Source organism: Prescottella equi, from assembly GCF_020171745.1.
GTDB lineage: Bacteria > Actinomycetota > Actinomycetes > Mycobacteriales > Mycobacteriaceae > Prescottella > Prescottella equi_A.
Genome location: NZ_JAIVAH010000004.1, coordinates 401,535 through 418,243, shown reverse-complemented (window position 1 = coordinate 418,243; position 16,709 = coordinate 401,535). Strand labels below are relative to the sequence as shown.

The window sequence follows — 16,709 nt, the reverse complement described above, 5'->3', positions numbered from 1 at the left end:
GACCCATGACCGGAATGTGTAGGTAGGAAATGGCAGTCACCGTCTCTCAGGGCGACGCAGCCCCCGTGCGGGGTGCCGGCGATGCCGGCGGCTCGACCGGGTACTGGATCCGCGTCCTGTTGATCCTCGTTCTGCTCACCGAGCAGGCGGCGCTGGCATTTGCCCTCTTCACGCCCGCGCTCCCGAAGATCGCCGCCGAGTACAAGACCACCCAGGTGGTCTGGGTCATGACGGCGCTCGTCCTGGCCGCCGCGATCGCATCGCCGATCCTCGGCAAGCTGGCCGACGTCTACGGCAAGAAGCGCATCCTGGTGATCACCGCCGCGATCGCGAGCCTCGGTGCGCTCATCTCCGCGGTCGCGCCGACCTTTTCGATCCTTCTGGTCGGCCGCTTCCTGTCCGGTGTCGGCTTCGCCTTCACCGCGCTCGGCTACTCGTTGATCCGTGACGTGTTCCCGGCACGCCTGCAGGCCATGTCGATCTCGATCGCGAACACCGGCGTCGGTGTCGTCACCGTCATCGCTCCGCTGATCTCGGGTTACATGCTCGATCACACCGGTGTCTCGTCGGTGTTCTGGTTCTCGTTCGGCCTGTGCGCAGTCGGCGGCCTGCTGACCCTGTTCTTCGTTCCCGAGACGCCTGTGCGCGCGAAGGTTTCCGTCGACTGGCTGGGCGCCTTCCTGCTGACCGTCGCACTGTTCACCGTCATGCTCGCGCTGTCGATGGGTGCCGGCTGGGGCTGGCTGAGCGGCAAGACGCTCGGCACGCTGGCCGTCACCGTGATCTTCGCGGTCGCCTGGGTCGTCTGGGAACGTCGCGTTCCCGAACCGCTCATCAGCATCGACGTCCTCGCCAGCCGCAAGGTCGGCATCACGCTGCTCGCCGGCGGTATCGCCTACGGCGCGACGACGCTCACCGCGACGCTGATCCCGATGCTGCTGCAGACCCCGAAGGAAGCGGCCGACTACGGCTTCGGCCTCACGGTCACCGACATGGCCCTGTGGATGCTCCCCGGCGGCATCCTGATCGTCCTCGGCGGCGTCTTCGTCGGTGCGACGTCGAGGCGGATCGGCTTCCGTCAGCACCTGATCCTCGGCGCGGTCCTGATCGCACTGGGTGCCGCGTGGCTGGCGACGACGCCGGCCGAGGCCTGGCAGGTCGTGTGCGCGTACGGCCTCATCGGCTTCGGCTCGATGATCTACGCCGCGATCCCGAACCTGGTGATGATGGCGCTGCCCGAGGATCAGCGCGCGATCGGCGCCAACTTCACGGGTCTGTCGCAGTCGATGTTCGGCGGCATGCTGTCCTCGGTGGGCTTCGCGCTGCTGGCGCAGCACATCATGTCGGTGGGCCCGGCCGGCCCCGTCTACAGCTCGGACGGCTTCTTCGTCGGCTTCATGGTGGCCGCCGGTGCCGCCCTGGTGGGCGCCGTCCTGGCCTTCGGCATCACCGTCGGACGCCGCGGCGAGGGATAGTCCCGCACCATAATTCGACGCCTCGGGGCCTGCACCGTGATCCGGTGCAGGCCCCGAGGCGTTTCGGTAGCCCGGACCCGGCTTTCGCGACTCCGAAAAGTACTGCTAGATTTTCGCGCTACCAGGCAATCCCGACAATCGGGATCAGGTGGAATCCGGTGCGAATCCGGAACTGACGCGCAACGGTATGAGGCAGCATCGCCTCGAGTCCGACGACCTGCTGGGCTGGGAGACGCTTCGTCCCCGGCATGATCGTGCGGACCGCTCGCGTGCAGCGTCCGCAGGAAGCTGATGTGTGATGCATAGACGTGTCCGGAGAATCGCCGGAGCGACAGCGGTATTGGCCGTGTTCGGCGCCGCAGGATGCGGCGGGTCGGATGTCGAGGCACAGCACTCGACGCAGGCGCCCGTGGGCCTGACCAACTGTGAGACGACGGTGACCGTCGACGAGCCGATCCAGCGGGCCATCGCCGTGAATCAACCTGCCGTGGAGCTGCTGCTGAGCCTGGGGCTCGAGGATCGGATGGCGGGCCTCGCCTACAGCGACGATTCCGTGCTTCCCGAACTGGAACAGGCAGCGTCGCGGGTGCACAGATTCGACGTCGAGTTCCCGTCGTTCGAAGCAGTTCTCGACCGTGAGCCCGATTTCGTCTACAGCACGTTCGACTACACCTTCACCGGTGAGGGGATTGCCGACCGGAAGCGGTTCACCGACATGGGTATCGCGACCTATCAGTCCCCGAGCGAATGCGGAGGCCAAGACGCCGTCCAGGCGGCCGAGTTGACCCTCGACGATCTGTACGAGGAGATCGAAGACGTCTCGACCCTCTTCGACGTGCAAGACCGCGGTGACGATCTGATCGCGGAGCTGCGAGGGCGTGCGCAGACGGCGGCCGGTGGACTCGACGCGTCGAACGTGACGTTGGCGTGGTGGTATGCAGGCACCAAGACTCCGTACATTGCGGGGTGCTGTGGTGCGCCCGGGATCATGACCCGGGAGATCGGAGCACAGAATGCTTTCGCGGACAATCGTCAGCTGTGGCCCGAAATAGGTTGGGAGAGTGTGCTCGACCGTGATCCGACGGTGCTGGTACTCGCGGATCTAGGCCGTGGTGGCGATGGTGACAGCGCCGAGGAGAAGATCAGGTTCCTCGAATCCGACCCGGTGGCGAGCCGGTTGACTGCCGTCCGCAACAAGCGCTACATCGTCATCGGCGGTACCGCGATGGATCCCTCGATCAGGAACATCCAGGGGGTCGAGCAGCTCGCCGCGGGGCTTCGTGACCTGGGCGTGGTCCGATGAACCACACCGAACTGGTCGAGCGTTGGGATCGTCAACAGGCTGCCTACATCGCGCACCGCGAGGGCAGGTTCGCGGCGATACTCGACGCACTCGAACTCGCGGTCGGAACAGCCTTCACTGTTGTCGACCTCGCGTGCGGCCCAGGCTCTCTCGCTGCGCGGATACTGTCGCGGTTCCCGGACGCCCGTGTCGTGGCGCTCGACTACGACCCGATGCTGCTCGCGCTCGCACGCGAACACCTTGCCGTGCACGGCGACCGGGTCAGGTTCGTCGACGCGGACCTCGTCGACCCACAGTGGACCACCCGGGTCGCCGACCACCTCGACGAGCGTCCTCAGGCGGTGGTCTCGACGACCGCGCTGCACTGGCTCGCGCCCTCCGAACTGGTCGACGTGTACGGCCAGGCCAAGTCCCTCCTGGCCCCGGGCGGCGTCCTGCTCAACGGCGACCACTTCCGGTTCGACGAACGCACGCGGCACATCGCCTCCTGGTCGAAGCGGCACGACAGTGCAACGCAGCAGCGCAGTTTCACCGAGGGCGCCGACGAGTGGGACGCCTGGTGGGCTCTGCTGGACTCGCATCCGCACATCGGTTCCCTGCGGGAAGAGCGGGATCGTCGGTTCGCCGGGCGGGACGCGTCACCCACGACCACCGTGGAGTTCCAGTTGGCAGCGCTCCGACAGGCTGGGTTCACCGAGTCCGGCACCGTGTGGCAACTCTTCGACGACTACGTCGTCTACGGCGTCGTCTGACGGGACCACGTGTTCCCGTGAATCCTCGGTTCGCACGAATGCGAGCCTCGAGCTAGGAGTTTCGTCTCTTCATGCGTTCCACCGTTCGGTGCATCGGCGCCGCCCTCGCTGCCGTCGGCACGATTGCCCTCGCCGGTTGTACCTCACCCACCGACAGCATCGCGTCCACGGAATCGGCGTCCACGGCGTCCACCTTCCCGTTGACGATCGAGAACTGCGGCCGCGAGGTGACGATCGACGCGCCCCCGCAGCGCGCGGTATCCCTCAACCAGGGGTCCACCGAGATCCTGCTGTCGCTCGGTCTCGCCCACCGGATGGTCGGCACCGCCACCTGGACCGATCCCGTCCGCGAGAACCTCGCCGCCGACAACGCGAAGGTCCCGCGTCTGGCCGACAACAAGCCGTCACTCGAGGTCGTGCTCGATGCCGAACCCGACTTCGTTTCAGCGTCCTTCGCCTCGACGTTCGCCGACGGCGGCGATGCGGGACGCGACAGGTTCGAGACCCTCGGCGTGCCCACCTATCTCTCTCCCACCGACAACGGCTGTGACGGCGCCGCGTCGTCGGCGTCCAACGCGGATGGTGCCCGCACCGAGCCGCTGAAGATCGAATCGATCTACCAGGAAATCCGGGACCTGGCCGCGATCTTCGACGTCCGGGAACGTGGCGAGGCTTTCGTTGCGGAACTACAGCAGCGCTTCGACGAGGCGTCCGCCGATGTGAAGGCGTCGGGTGTCTCGCTCGCGTTCTGGTTCGCCGACACCCAGACGCCGTACATGGCGGGGTGCTGTGGATCGTCGGGCATCATCTCCGGCGCGGTCGGGGCGACCAACGTCTTCGCCGACACGACCGACGAATGGCCGCAGGTGAGTTGGGAGTCGGTCGCAGACCGCAATCCGACGGCGCTCGTACTCGGCGACCTGAGCCGACGCAGCATCGACGGCGACGCCCTCGACAGCAAGATCGCATTCCTCGAGTCGAACCCTGTCACCCGGAACACCGATGCGGTGCGCGACCAACGGTACATCGTGGTCAACGGCGCCGACATGAATCCGTCGATCCGCACGGTCGACGGCATCGAGAAGGTCTCGAACGCGCTACGCGGTTGGGGTCTGACCAATTGACGGCCCGGACGGCCCGGCTCGATTCCCGTCCACTCCTCGGCGCCGTCTACGGCGCCGGGGTGGTGGTGTTGGCACTGTCGATCGCCCTCGCGATCACGCTGGGCCCCGCCGATCTCTCCGTGCGTGACGTGTATGCAGTCGTGTTCGAGCACTGGGGAATCGGCGAGTCGGGGCTGAGCCGGATCAAGGACGGCATCGTGTGGGAACTGAGGCTTCCGCGCACGGTGTTGGCCGCGGTGTGCGGTGCGGGTCTCGCACTGTGCGGCGCGATCATGCAGTCGCTGCTGCGCAATCCGTTGGCCGACCCTTTTGTGCTCGGTATCTCCTCGGGTGCCTCGACCGGCGCGGTGTCGGTCGTGGTTCTCGGCATCGGCGGCGGCATCGTCTCGCTGTCGGCGGGTGCGTTCCTCGGCGCGGTCGTGTCGTTCGCGCTGGTGATGCTGCTGGCGGCAGGTGCCGGCGGCGGTACCGCGCGGGTCGTACTGGCGGGTGTGGCCGGGACGCAGCTGTTCTCGGCGCTGACCTCGTTCATAGTCATCTCGTCGGCCGATGCCGAGCAGACACGGGGTGTGCTGTTCTGGCTGCTGGGTTCTCTCAGCGGTGTCGGTTGGACCGACGTGCTGCTGTGTTCGGCAGCGTGTCTGATCGGCGTCGTCGTGTGTCTGTTCCACGCCCCAGCGCTGGATGCGTTCACCTTCGGGAACGACTCCGCAGCGACACTGGGCATCTCGGTACGCCGCGTTCGCATACTGCTGTTGACCGTGACGGCGTTGATCACGGCGGCGCTGGTGAGTGCGGCCGGAGCGATCGGATTCGTCGGGCTCGTCCTTCCGCACGCGGCACGATTCCTGGTTGGCCCCAGGCACAGTCGCCTTCTTCCGGCGACAGCGCTCATCGGTGCGATCTTCATGGTGTGGGTGGATGCGATTGCTCGCACACTGTTCGCGCCGCAGGAGATTCCGGTCGGCGTGGTGACCGCGCTGATCGGCGTTCCGGCCTTCGCGTTGATCCTGTTCCGGATGAGGAGAACCGAATGACTCTGTCCGCGAGAGATGTCGGCTGGAGTCGGGGTGGCAACCTCGTGCTGGACGGCGTCACCGTCGTCGCGGAACCCGGGGAGACCATCGGGCTCCTCGGCCCCAACGGATCGGGCAAGTCGTCGCTGCTGCGTCTTCTCGCGGGGATCGCGACGCCGGATGCCGGCAGGGTGACCCTCGATGATGCGGACATCCGAGCCGTGCGACGCCGGCACGTCGCCCGCCGAGTTGCGATGGTCGATCAACACGCCCACACCGATGTCGACGTCACGGTACTCGACGTGGTCCGGCTCGGCCGGATTCCTCATCGCGGAGTATTCGGATCCGATCCGGCCTCCGACGACGCGGCGATCGAGAAGGCGTTGGCCGGCACGGGCATGCTCGGGAAGCGTCGTCGCGCGTGGCACACGCTCTCCGGAGGCGAGCGTCAGCGCGCGCAGATCGCCCGAGCGCTCGCGCAGGAACCCGAACACCTACTGCTCGACGAACCGACCAATCACCTCGACATCCAGCACCAGCTCGAGATCCTGGAACTTGTTGCTGGGCTGCCGATGACGAGCTACATCGCGCTGCACGACCTCAATCTCGCCGGGATGTATTGCGATCGGCTGGTGGTGCTGCAGGCGGGGCGGATCGTCGCGGCAGGCAGGCCGGTGGACGTCCTCACCGAGGATCTCGTGAGTGACGTCTACAACGTCCACGCCACGGTCTCCGCGGGGCCGGACCGAGTGCCGTCCGTCCAGTTCCACAGGAGTCCTGGGCATCTCGCGGCCTCGCGCGGACGGACGACGTGACGGTCTCGCACTCGGTTCACCGGTAAGCACCAGCCGGCCGCGTGCTCTCGTGGCATCTCCGCGGGGCTTCGTGGATGAGCACGTCCGCGGGGTGCCGCTCGGATCGACTGAAAGTCGGAGCGGGTTCTGTCATCCGCAGCGTCGGCGAGGTGTACAAATGCGATAGGTTTTTGCAATGGCACGGGACATCGCGGGAACGGTGCGGGGAATCACCATTCAGCAGTTGCGATACTTCGTGGAGGTGGCCGCCGAAGGATCCATCAGTGCCGCGGCGGACCTGCTCTATGTCGCGCAACCGACCCTGTCGGCCGCGCTGAAGGACCTCGAAAGTCGCTTGGGACGAACGCTCTTCGTTCGCTCGACCCGGGGGGTGACGCTCACCGAAGACGGGGTGGAATTTCTGGGCTACGCGCGCCAGGTGGTCGAGCAAGCAGAACTCCTGGAACAGCGGTATCTGGGCCGCGGGCCCTCGCGCCGGCTCCTGGCCGTGTCAACTCAGCACTACTCATTCGTCGTCGACGCCTTCGCCCGCATGGTGAAGGGGTCCGAGGCCGCGGAGTATGCGTTCAGTCTTCGAGAGACCCGCACGTGGGACATCATCGAGGATGTTCGCACGCTGCGAAGTGAGCTCGGTGTGCTCTATCGCAACGAGTTCAACGCAAATGTGATCAACAAGCTGATTCGCGAAGCAGGGTTGGTCTTCACGCCGCTGTTCCTGGCGTCGCCGCACATCTTCATCGCCCGCACGAACCCTCTCGCAGGGCGAAAGAGTGTGACGCTGAGTGATCTTGAAGACTTGCCCCGGCTCACGTTCGACCAGGGCGTGAACAACTCCTTCTACCTCGCTGAAGAGATCCTCTCCACCCGGTCGTCGAAGCAGGACATTCGGGTGAGCGATCGAGCGACCATCTTCAACCTCATGATCGGTCTGGGCGGGTACACCATCTCTACCGGCATCATCTCGGACGATCTCGATCCGTCCATCGTCGCTGTGCCGCTCGACGTGGACGAGCGCATCGAGATCGGTTGGATCGGTCATGCCTCGACGCCCTTGACCGCCCAGGCTCAGCGATTCGTGGCGGAGATGCGCGACGTCGTTTCGGGGTTCGGAGTCGATCTGCTGGCATAGGCAGTGGCTATGTCCAGCCATCAAATTAGGTAATTAGGCTATGGCTGCGGGTCTACTTACACTGACTTCCACGCCACTTCGGATAATCGCCTCCCGGGTGTTCTCGGCCTGAAAGATCGGCCGTGGACCATCGGGATATTCGGCCCGAAGTGCTGCGAGAACTCAGGCAGTGAACCGCGCGGTGACGCGCTCGTCGCTGCACTCACCGCACATGATTGGGGCAACTGTCAGCATGACGAACGACTGTGTCTTCAGCATTGACACGACGCGCTTTGATGAGGACTACACCCCGTCAACCAATTCGCGCAGCACGACGAACTTCGCGAATCTCGCACGCGGCGAGGATCGCCGGCAGAATCTGCGCAACGCGGTGACGATGATGAACACCCGTGTCAACGAGTTGGTGCACTGGGACAATCCGCGTGGTGACCGCTACGCACTCGAACTCGACATCGTCTCTGTGGACCTGCATCTCGCGTCGGTCGGGGAAGATGCCGCGTTCCCGGTGATCGAGGTGCTCGACGTCGACATCGTCGACACCACCACGGGCGCCCGCACGGAGGGCATCGTCGGAAACAACTTCTCCTCGTACATTCGCGACTACGATTTCAGCGTTCGACTCCCGGGGCATCAAGCGACGGGAATCCCCAGCGACTTCGGCGATCTGCACGGACAGGTCTTTCAGCGTTTCGTTGAATCGGACGAGTATCGCGAACGCTTCTCGCAGCCACCAGTGATCTGCATCAGTGTTTCGACGTCCAGGACGTACCGCCGGCTCACGAATTTCCACCCGATTCTAGGGGTGGAGTACGTGGCGGATGAGAAGTCGCTCACCGATCAGTACTTCGGGAAGATGGGGCTCAGGGTTCGCTATTTCATGCCTCGGGGATCCGTCGCTCCATTGGCCTTCTACCACCGCGGTGACTTGCTCAACGACTATTCGTTCCTCGCTCTCGCGGGAACGATCGCGACGATGGAGACGTTTCAGAAGATCTATCGTCCCGAGATCTACAACGCGAACACTGGGGCGTCGGAGGTGTACCAGCCGAGTCTCGACAACGGCAACTACTCACTTCCGCAGGTGAGCTACGACCGTGTTGAACGCACACAACTCGCGACCACACAGGGAAAGTTCACCGAGGTGAATCTCTTGAAACCGTATGGCGCTGTTCTCGAACAGTGGGCTACCAAGCAATCCGCCTGACCGTACGAGACCGAAAGGTTCCAGAGATGAACACACTCCTGCCCACCTCGATTGTCGGTAGCCTGCCCAAGCCCTCGTGGCTCTCGGAGCCAGAGAAGCTCTGGTCTCCGTGGAAGTTGCGAGACGACGAACTACGCGAAGGGAAGCTCGACGCCCAGACGCTCGCAGCACATGAGCAGCGTCGTGCCGGGCTCGACATCATCAGCGACGGTGAACAGACGCGTCAGCATTTCGTGACCACGTTCATCGAGCACCTCAGCGGCGTCGACTTCGACCGGCGCGAGACGGTCCGAATTCGTGACCGCTATGACGCGAGTGTCCCTACGGTTGTCGGCGCGGTGAGCCGCGAAAAGTCAGTGTTCGCAGCAGATGCGACGCGCCTTCGAGCAGCGACCGACCAGCCGATCAAATGGGCCCTCCCGGGCCCAATGACGATGATCGACACCCTCTACGACGACCACTACAAGAGTCGCGAAAAGCTCGCATGGGAGTTCGCGACCATCCTGAACCAAGAAGCAAAGGACTTGGAAGCGGCCGGCGTCGACATCATCCAGATCGATGAGCCCGCGTTCAACGTGTTCTTCGACGAACTGAAGGACTGGGGCGTGGCGGCGCTCGAGCGTGCGACCGAAGGGCTGAGCTGCGAAACTGCCGTCCACATCTGTTACGGCTACGGCATCAAAGCCAACACCGACTGGAAGGCAACGCTCGGGGCCGAGTGGCGCCAGTACGAAGAGTCGTTTCCACTGCTGCAGCAGTCGTCGATCGACATCGTGTCGCTGGAGAGTCACAATTCGCGGGTACCTGGCGACCTGATCGAACTGCTTCGGGGCAAGAAGGTCATGCTGGGAGCGATCGATGTGGCGAGCGACGCCATCGAAACGCCCGAAGAGGTCGCCGCAACCCTTCGTCGCGCTCTCCCGTTCGTTGACTCCGACAAGCTCTACCCGAGTACCAATTGCGGTATGGCGCCGCTGGGCCGACGCGTCGCACGAGACAAGATGGTCGCGCTCGCTGCTGGGGCCGAACTTCTGCGAAGTGAGTTGTCCTAGCGACTGCGCCGCCTCGGCGGCACCCGGGAACGTGTGACATCGCCACTGCGGGGTTATCCCCGGGCCCGGAAAAGTCGTGAGTGACCCCCTGAGGTGTTCACCAATCTCGGCTACGCCACCCGCGGGACAGCACTGTGAACCGCACTGTCGGGTGATTCAGAAAGGGGAGCGCCCCGGGGTGCAGGAGACGGTGATGCCAATGACCAAACCCCGGGGCGCTGATCGTGGGCTCAGGCCACCACCGAGCGCTGGGGCACTCCGGTGTACTCGCTGAGCGGTCGGATCAGGGCGTTGGACTCGCCCTGTTCGATGATGTGCGCGGTCCATCCGGTGATGCGGCTCATCACGAAGATGGGTGTGAAGACCTCGATGTCGAAGCCCATCAGGTAGTACGCGGGCCCGGTGGGGAAGTCGAGGTTGGGCTTGATGCCCGTGGCCTCGTTCATGGTGCGCTCGAGGATCTCGTACATCCGGACCCACTTCTCGCCACCGGTCTTCGCGGCGACGTCGAAGAAGGCCTGGCGCATCGTCGGGACGCGCGAGTCGCCGTTCTTGTAGACCCGGTGCCCGAAGCCCATCACCTTTTCCTTCCGGGCCAGTTTGTCCTTCATCCAGGACTCGGCGCGCTCGGGTTCGCCGATCTCGATCATGTCGTGCATGACCGCCTCGTTGGCGCCGCCGTGCAGCGGTCCCTTGAGGGTTCCGATTGCGGCGGTGACGGCGCTGTAGATGTCCGACAGCGTCGAGGTCACCACGCGGGCGGCGAAGGTGGATGCGTTGAAGCTGTGCTCCGCGTACAGGATCAGCGACACCTCGAAGGCCTTGACGATCTCCGGATCAGGGATCTCGCCGAAGCACATGTTCAGGAAGTTCTCGGCGAACCCGAGGTGGCTGTGCGGCGCGATGGGGTCCAGGCCGTGGCGTCGGCGATGATCGGCGGCGACGATCGTCGGTAGCACCGACATCATTCGAAGCGCCTTCTCGCGGTTGGCCTTCGGAGAGTTGTTCGCCTCCTCGGGATCCTCGGCGCCGAGGAAGCTGATCGCGGTGCGGACCACGTCCATCGGATGGCAGTTGTCCGGCATCTTCGCCACCAGCGAGAGCAACGACCGGTCCGCACGGCGGCCGGCCCGCTCACGCTGGCAGAAGAGCTCGAGCTGTGCGTCCGAGGGCAGTTCGCCGTTCCACAGAAGGTACGCGACCTGCTCGAAGCTACAGTTCGCCGCCAGGTCCTGGACCGCGTAGCCGCGGTAGGTCAGCGAGTTGGTCTCGGGGACGACCTTCGAGATCGCGGTGGTATCGACGACGACGCCGGCCAGGCCCTTGTAGATCGTCGGGACTGCATTGGTCATTGGTTCCCTCCGAGCGTGAAATTGAAGACTCCGGAATCGAACTCGTTGTAGCGCTCGTACTCGAGCAGTTCGTACAGCCGCGAGCGGGTCTGCATCTGGTCGAGCTGACCCTCCTGCGTGCCCGTCTCGTGGATCTCGCGCAGACCGCGCTCGATTGCACCCATCGCCAGCCGCAGCGTGGTGACCGGGTAGATCACCGCGTTGTAGCCGATCTCCTCGAGCGTCTGCGCGGGAATCAGCTGGGACTTGCCGAACTCGGTCATGTTCGCGAGCAGCGGGATGTCGACGGCGGCGCGGAACTTCGCGAAGTCCGCCTCGGTGTGCAGGGCTTCGGTGAAGATCATGTCGGCACCGGCGTCCGCGTAGGCCTTGGCCCGCTCGATCGCAGCGTCGATGCCGACCTTGCCGGAGGCATCAATGTCACCGATACCGGCGGCGTCGGTGCGGGCGCAGATCACGAAGTTCGGGTCCCGCCGAGCCGTCACGGCGGCGCGCAGGCGACGGACCATCTCGTCGGTCGGCACGATCGCCTTGCCGTCGAGGTGGCCGCAGCGCTTGGGGTTGACCTGGTCCTCGAGGTGCAGACCGGCGATGCCGGCGTCCTCGGCGGCCAGGACGGTGCGGGCCGCCGACATGGGCTCACCGAAACCGGTGTCGGCGTCGATGAGTACCGGCAGGTCGGTGACGCCGGCGATCTGCCGGCTGTGGGAGACGACCTCGGTGAGCGTGGTCAGTCCGATGTCGGGCAGTCCCAGACCGGCGGAGAACGCGCCACCGGATACGTAGACGCCCTCGAAACCGATCTCCTGGATCAGCTTGGCTGTCAACGGGTTGATCGCACCGGGCAGGCGCTGGATCTTGCCCGACGACAGGCCCGCGCGGAAAGCGATGCGCTTGTCGGCTGCGGAGGTGGAAGCGGCGATGAGACCGGTCATGTCAGAACAGTCCCTTCGGCGACTTGGGGGAGCGGGCGAGAACGTCGTCCGAAACCGTGAAGGTCAGCTGGTTCAGCTCGCCGGCCTTCAGCTCGGGGGTGCGCTGTGCCGCGTCGAGGAAGCGGTCCTGCTCGGCCTGGGCGACGACGCCCTCGGCGAGGGTGCGGAACTTCGCGATGTACTGGTCGCGAGCGAAGGGCCGGGCACCGAGCGGGTGGGCGTCGGCGATCGCGAGCTCGTCGACGATCACCTCGCCGTTTTTCAGGGTGACCTCGGCGCGGGCACCGAACGCCTTCTCGTCCGGGTCGGTCGAGTGGTAGCGGCGGGTCCACTCCGGGTCCTCGGCGGTGGAGATCTTCTTCCACAGCTCGATCGTGTCGGGGCGCTGCGCGCGTTCCGGGGCGTACGAGCGCTCGTGGTGCCACGTGCCGTCCTGCAGCGCGACGGCGAAGATGTACATCACCGAGTGGTCGAGCGTCTCACGGCTTGCGGACGGATCGAACTTCTGCGGGTCGTTCGAGCCGGTGCCGATCACGACGTGGGTGTGGTGGCTGGTGTGCAGCACGATCGACGCGATCTGGTCCAGGTCGCCGATGCGCTCGCGCATCCGGCGGGCCAGGTCGATGGGAGCCTGGCTCTGGTACTCCGCGGAGTGCTCCTTGGTGTAGGTGTCGAGGATCGCACGCTTCGCTTCGCCCGGGCCGGGAAGCGGCACAGCGTATTCCGCGTTCGGGCCGCCGAGCAGCCACGCGATGACGCCGTCCTCGCCCTCCCAGATGGGGGACGGAGCGCCCTCGCCGCGCATCGCGCGGTCCACGGCCTCGACGGCCATCTTGCCCGCGAACGCCGGTGCGTACGCCTTCCAGCTGGAGATCTCGCCCTTGCGGGACTGACGCGTCGCCGTGGTGGTGTGCAGAGCCTGACCGATGGCCTGGTAGACCGTCTCGGTGTCGAGGCCGAGCAGCGTGCCGATGCCGGCCGCTGCGGACGGGCCGAGGTGGGCGACGTGGTCGATCTTGTGCTCGTGCAGGCAGATTGCGCGCACCAGGTCCACCTGGACCTCGTAGCCGGTGGCCAGACCGCGGATCAGGTCGGCGCCGCCGCGGCCGGTGTGCTGCGCGACCGCGAGGATCGACGGGATGTTGTCACCCGGATGCGAGTACTCGGCGGCGAGGAACGTGTCGTGGAAGTCGAGCTCGCGGACGGCGACACCGTTGGCCCACGCAGCCCACTCGGGCGAGTAGGTGCCACCGACACCGAATACCGTCGAACCCGGGCCGTACGGGTGAGCCAGCGCCTGGGCGCGGGCGTTCGCGACGGGACGACGGGTCACCGACGCGGCCGCGACGGCCGCGTTGTCGATGATCCGGTTGACGATCATCTCCGAGGTGTCGGCCGGCACCTCGACCGGGTCGGTCGCGATCTCGGCGATCTTCCACGCGAGGTGTTCGTGCTTGGGGAAGTTCTCCGCAGAGAGGCGGGTACGAACGGGATGTGTCTTCAACGCTGTGTCCTCCGATGTAGCCGGTGCTGCTGTGTTCGCAGCGTATGCACGCCCGTATCGACGGTAAAGAGCCTGAATATGCGTACTTTTGTGGTGTGAATCGGCCCGGTTTGCGAATGGTGCGAATGGCGTCGGCTGTGCTTGAGTGGGGACGAGTGGAAGGACACGAGGGTGCAGAAGATCTACGGCGGTCCGCGCTTGCGCCGGCTACGTGAGGAGCGTGGTCTGACGCAGCTCGCGCTCGCACGCATCCTGGATCTGTCGGCGAGCTACGTGAATCAGCTCGAGAACGACCAGCGGCCGTTGACGGTGCCCGTGCTGCTCAAGCTCAATACGACATTCGACCTCGACGCCCACTTCTTCGCCGCGGAGTCCGATGCGCGCCTGGCAGCCGACCTGCAGGACGTGTTGACGACCCTCGGCACTCCGACGCCGTCCGCGTCGACCATCGAGGAGTTCGTCGCCCGCATGCCGGAAATCGGGCACGCGCTGGTCGGCGTCCACCGCAGGCTGCAGGCCGCGACCGAGCAGCTCGAGCAGTTCAGCGCCCACCTGGCGACACCCGCGGCTGCGGGCGTCGGCGACGGGACGCCGATGCCGTTCGAGGAGGTGCGAGACTTCTTCTACGACAAGCACAATCACATCGCGGAGCTGGACGACGCCGCGGAGCGGCTGTTCGTCGAGGGCGGTCTTCGCGTCGGTTCGCTGGACGCGCAGTTGACCGCGCTGCTCGAATCCGAGCACGACATCGTCGTCCGGTTGCGCACCGATCCGCCGGACCGGCCCGGGCCCAAACGGGTGTACGACGCGACCGATCGGGTCCTCACGCTGTCGCGGCACCTGTCGCCGGGGCAGCGCGCCTTCCAGATCGCCACGCAGTTGGCGTTTCTCACACAGTCGGCGGTGATCGAGCGGCAGCTCGAGGCGGCGACCGGGCTCAGCGAGAACGCGCGGGAACTGGCGAAGATCGGCCTGGCGAACTACTTCGCGGGGGCGCTGCTGCTGCCGTACACCGAGTTCCTCGATGCGGCGGAGCGGTTGCACTACGACATCGAGATGCTCGCGTTGCAGTTCGAGGTGGGCTTCGAGACGGTCTGCCACCGGCTCTCGACGCTGCAGCGTCCGAACCGGCGCGGGGTGCCGTTCTTCCTCGTCCGTACCGATCGGGCGGGGAACATCTCGAAGCGGCAGTCCGCCACGGCATTCCACTTCTCCCGCGTCGGCGGCAGCTGCCCGCTGTGGGTGGTGCACGACGCCTTCGGCACCCCGGGGCGCATCGTCACCCAGGTGGCGCAGATGCCGGACGGCCGCACCTACCTGTGGATCGCCCGCACCACCGACGACGGCGCCCGCCCGTACGGGACGCCGGAACGTAGCTTCGCTATCGGTCTCGGTTGCGACATCACCCATGCCGATCGACTCGTCTACTCGCGCGGCCTCCGTCTCGATGAGCAGATGTCCCCGGTGCCCATCGGCGCCGGGTGCAAGATCTGCGAGCGGACGACCTGCGCGCAGCGGGCATTTCCGCAGATCGGCCGCCCGGTCCGCGTGGACGTCGACTTCAGCAGTCGGCTGCCGTATCCGCCGGCGTCGTGACGGCAGTCATCGCCAGATCGTGAACTGGTCGCGCCACGACACCATCAGGCTCCCTGCGGCATTCGACACGACGACTTCCCGCGGGTCTGCGCCTTCGGGCAGCGGCATGGACCACATGATCTTTCCGTCGCTCGACCGGATCGAGTGCGTGCCGGTGTTGTCGCCGAAGACGAAGTACTCACCGTCGGTTGTCCCGCCCCGCACCCAGTACGCGTCCTGCCACGGGGTCTGCCACAGTTGTCGGCCGGATTCCAGATCGAGTCCCGTGATCGTGCGTGAGTCCGCCGAGGTGACCACCACGGTGTGCCCGACAACGGCGGACAGCGTGGAACTCCGTTGGACGGACCCCTCGTCGACGAGAGCCCGATTACGCCACAGTTCCGCACCGGTGGCGGGGTCGTACGCGCCGTCGCCGAGGAAGAGCGGCAGCGTCGCCGACGTCTTGCTCGGGTAGTCGGACGGAACGTACACCGGAATGGGGACTGCACGGATCACGGTTCCGTCGGCGGCGCGGAGTTCCTGCGTGCCTACCGTCCCGGAACGCGCGCCCGTACTGGTCAGGAAGAGCCCGTCACCTACTTGCTGTAGTGAGTCCCCTGCGAATGCGAATCGCTCTGTGCCGGATTCGAGGTCGTAGACCGTGTATGTGTACTGGGCGTCTCCCGGACGTCCGCGCTCGAGTGTGATGATCGTGCCGGTGTCCGGGGTCGCGTAGGCAGTCCCGCCGTCACCGTGAACATCGAATGTGCGCCGGAAGTTCGCCGAGATGTCGGTGACGGTTCCACTGGTCAGTACCGATGTCGTCGCCCCGCCAACCGTGGTGGAACCCGACACATAGACGGTCTCCCCGTACACCCGGGCGCCGCCCAGATCGAAATCTGTCCCGATCTCGGACAACAGAGTGCCGGTGGCGATGTCCACGAAGGTGACCCGCCGCCGTTCCCAGCAGGCGATGACAGGTTGCCCCGTCTCCTGGAGACACTGTCCGACGTTGCCGACTCGGGTACTCCATCTGGCGGAACCAGTCACCGGATCGAGCCCTGTCAATGTGACCGCGCCGACGGGGCGGCCGGAACGCCCTTCCTCGGCGGGGAGTGGGTAGGCGGTCGCCGCGAGCAGGATGTCTCCGGCATCGAACAGTCCGCCATAGCCGTAGTAGGAGTCGAGGGTCTGCGGTATCGCGAGCAGCACGTCGCCGGGGTTGCCGGTGAGTCGAGGGATGTCGAGCGCCCATGCGGGCTCGGGCCGCTCCTTCAATGACATGTCGACCGTGTTCTGCTCGTGCTCGGAAGGCTCTGTGCTCGAACGGTTCACGAGAACGCTGGCCGCGATCGTCCCGAGCGCGACGGACAGTGCGACCCCGAGCGCCACGAGCTTCCAGTGTTCCTTCAGGCGAGGCAGCATCGGTCGACCGTAACCGACAAACCGGGATTGTCGGTCAAACGCGTCACG

At 65.6% G+C, this 16,709-nt stretch carries 14 protein-coding genes and 1 riboswitch; of the genes, 10 read left to right on the top strand and 4 right to left on the bottom strand.

Annotated features, from left to right (window positions below; genetic code table 11):
* Positions 1-29 precede the first annotated feature (29 nt).
* From LCL87_RS03370 to LCL87_RS03330, 9 genes are all read left to right on the top strand, one after another.
* Positions 30-1,475 carry an MFS transporter gene (locus LCL87_RS03370; protein ID WP_225016632.1) on the top strand — a complete coding sequence of 482 codons (1,446 nt, stop codon included), beginning with the start codon at positions 30-32 and terminating at the stop codon, positions 1,473-1,475.
* A 106-nt stretch (positions 1,476-1,581) separates the two neighbouring features.
* A riboswitch (cobalamin riboswitch) is annotated at positions 1,582-1,729 on the top strand.
* Between the two features lie 92 nt (positions 1,730-1,821).
* Positions 1,822-2,778 carry an ABC transporter substrate-binding protein gene (locus LCL87_RS03365; protein WP_225016631.1) on the top strand — a complete coding sequence of 319 codons (957 nt, stop codon included), beginning with the start codon at positions 1,822-1,824 and terminating at the stop codon, positions 2,776-2,778.
* Entirely contained in the window at positions 2,775-3,530 is a 756-nt protein-coding gene (locus LCL87_RS03360) for a class I SAM-dependent methyltransferase (RefSeq protein WP_225016629.1), read from the top strand. Before LCL87_RS03365 ends, LCL87_RS03360 begins: the two co-directional genes overlap by 4 nt.
* Positions 3,531-3,601: 71 nt before the next feature.
* Positions 3,602-4,654 carry an ABC transporter substrate-binding protein gene (locus tag LCL87_RS03355; protein WP_225016627.1) on the top strand — a complete coding sequence of 351 codons (1,053 nt, stop codon included), beginning with the start codon at positions 3,602-3,604 and terminating at the stop codon, positions 4,652-4,654.
* Entirely contained in the window at positions 4,651-5,691 is a 1,041-nt protein-coding gene (locus tag LCL87_RS03350) for an iron chelate uptake ABC transporter family permease subunit (protein ID WP_225016625.1), read from the top strand. The genes LCL87_RS03355 and LCL87_RS03350 overlap by 4 nt, the downstream gene beginning before the upstream one ends.
* Positions 5,688-6,485, top strand: coding sequence for an ABC transporter ATP-binding protein (locus LCL87_RS03345; protein ID WP_225016623.1), 798 nt, complete (start codon positions 5,688-5,690; stop codon positions 6,483-6,485). Before LCL87_RS03350 ends, LCL87_RS03345 begins: the two co-directional genes overlap by 4 nt.
* Before the next feature lie 175 nt (positions 6,486-6,660).
* Positions 6,661-7,614 (top strand): LysR family transcriptional regulator, encoded by a 954-nt coding sequence (locus LCL87_RS03340; protein WP_225016621.1) that lies wholly within the window; start codon positions 6,661-6,663, stop codon positions 7,612-7,614.
* Between the two features lie 232 nt (positions 7,615-7,846).
* Positions 7,847-8,818, top strand: a complete 972-nt coding sequence (locus LCL87_RS03335) for a putative oxygenase MesX (RefSeq protein ID WP_510850687.1) — start codon at positions 7,847-7,849, stop codon at positions 8,816-8,818.
* Between the two features lie 26 nt (positions 8,819-8,844).
* Positions 8,845-9,870 (top strand): methionine synthase, encoded by a 1,026-nt coding sequence (locus LCL87_RS03330; RefSeq protein WP_225016617.1) that lies wholly within the window; start codon positions 8,845-8,847, stop codon positions 9,868-9,870.
* Between the two features lie 230 nt (positions 9,871-10,100).
* Here LCL87_RS03330 and LCL87_RS03325 read toward each other — a convergent pair whose 3' ends face one another.
* From LCL87_RS03325 to prpD, 3 genes are read right to left on the bottom strand one after another with little or no spacing between them, the layout of a single operon-like run.
* Positions 10,101-11,222 (bottom strand): bifunctional 2-methylcitrate synthase/citrate synthase, encoded by a 1,122-nt coding sequence (locus tag LCL87_RS03325; RefSeq protein ID WP_225016615.1) that lies wholly within the window; start codon positions 11,220-11,222, stop codon positions 10,101-10,103.
* A complete protein-coding gene (gene prpB, locus LCL87_RS03320) occupies positions 11,219-12,157 on the bottom strand; it encodes a methylisocitrate lyase (RefSeq protein ID WP_225016613.1) in 939 nt (312 codons plus the stop codon). The genes LCL87_RS03325 and prpB overlap by 4 nt, the downstream gene beginning before the upstream one ends.
* Position 12,158: 1 nt before the next feature.
* Positions 12,159-13,661, bottom strand: coding sequence for a 2-methylcitrate dehydratase PrpD (gene prpD, locus LCL87_RS03315; RefSeq protein ID WP_225016611.1), 1,503 nt, complete (start codon positions 13,659-13,661; stop codon positions 12,159-12,161).
* Positions 13,662-13,832: 171 nt separating this feature from the next.
* Here prpD and LCL87_RS03310 point away from each other — a divergent pair, with 171 nt between their 5' ends.
* The gene (locus LCL87_RS03310) at positions 13,833-15,257 is read left to right on the top strand and encodes a short-chain fatty acyl-CoA regulator family protein (protein WP_225016609.1); all 1,425 of its coding nucleotides are present in this window, start codon (positions 13,833-13,835) and stop codon (positions 15,255-15,257) included.
* A gap of 6 nt (positions 15,258-15,263) precedes the next feature.
* Here the strand turns inward: LCL87_RS03310 and LCL87_RS03305 are convergent, their stop codons facing one another.
* Positions 15,264-16,661: an outer membrane protein assembly factor BamB family protein gene (locus LCL87_RS03305; RefSeq protein WP_225016607.1), complete on the bottom strand. Its 1,398-nt coding sequence runs from the start codon at positions 16,659-16,661 to the stop codon at positions 15,264-15,266.
* Between the last annotated feature and the right edge of the window lie 48 nt (positions 16,662-16,709).

What these genes read in the sequence shown, in the direction of transcription:
- LCL87_RS03370 (WP_225016632.1), top strand. Translation starts at nt 30, where the DNA reads ATGGCAGTCACCGTCTCTCAGGGCGACGCAGCCCCCGTGCGGGGTGCC.
- LCL87_RS03360 (WP_225016629.1), top strand. Translation starts at nt 2,775, where the DNA reads ATGAACCACACCGAACTGGTCGAGCGTTGGGATCGTCAACAGGCTGCC.
- LCL87_RS03355 (WP_225016627.1), top strand. Translation starts at nt 3,602, where the DNA reads ATGCGTTCCACCGTTCGGTGCATCGGCGCCGCCCTCGCTGCCGTCGGC.
- LCL87_RS03345 (WP_225016623.1), top strand. Translation starts at nt 5,688, where the DNA reads ATGACTCTGTCCGCGAGAGATGTCGGCTGGAGTCGGGGTGGCAACCTC.
- LCL87_RS03340 (WP_225016621.1), top strand. Translation starts at nt 6,661, where the DNA reads ATGGCACGGGACATCGCGGGAACGGTGCGGGGAATCACCATTCAGCAG.
- LCL87_RS03335 (WP_510850687.1), top strand. Translation starts at nt 7,847, where the DNA reads ATGACGAACGACTGTGTCTTCAGCATTGACACGACGCGCTTTGATGAG.
- LCL87_RS03330 (WP_225016617.1), top strand. Translation starts at nt 8,845, where the DNA reads ATGAACACACTCCTGCCCACCTCGATTGTCGGTAGCCTGCCCAAGCCC.
- LCL87_RS03325 (WP_225016615.1), bottom strand. Translation starts at nt 11,222, where the DNA reads ATGACCAATGCAGTCCCGACGATCTACAAGGGCCTGGCCGGCGTCGTC.
- prpB (WP_225016613.1), bottom strand. Translation starts at nt 12,157, where the DNA reads ATGACCGGTCTCATCGCCGCTTCCACCTCCGCAGCCGACAAGCGCATC.
- LCL87_RS03305 (WP_225016607.1), bottom strand. Translation starts at nt 16,661, where the DNA reads ATGCTGCCTCGCCTGAAGGAACACTGGAAGCTCGTGGCGCTCGGGGTC.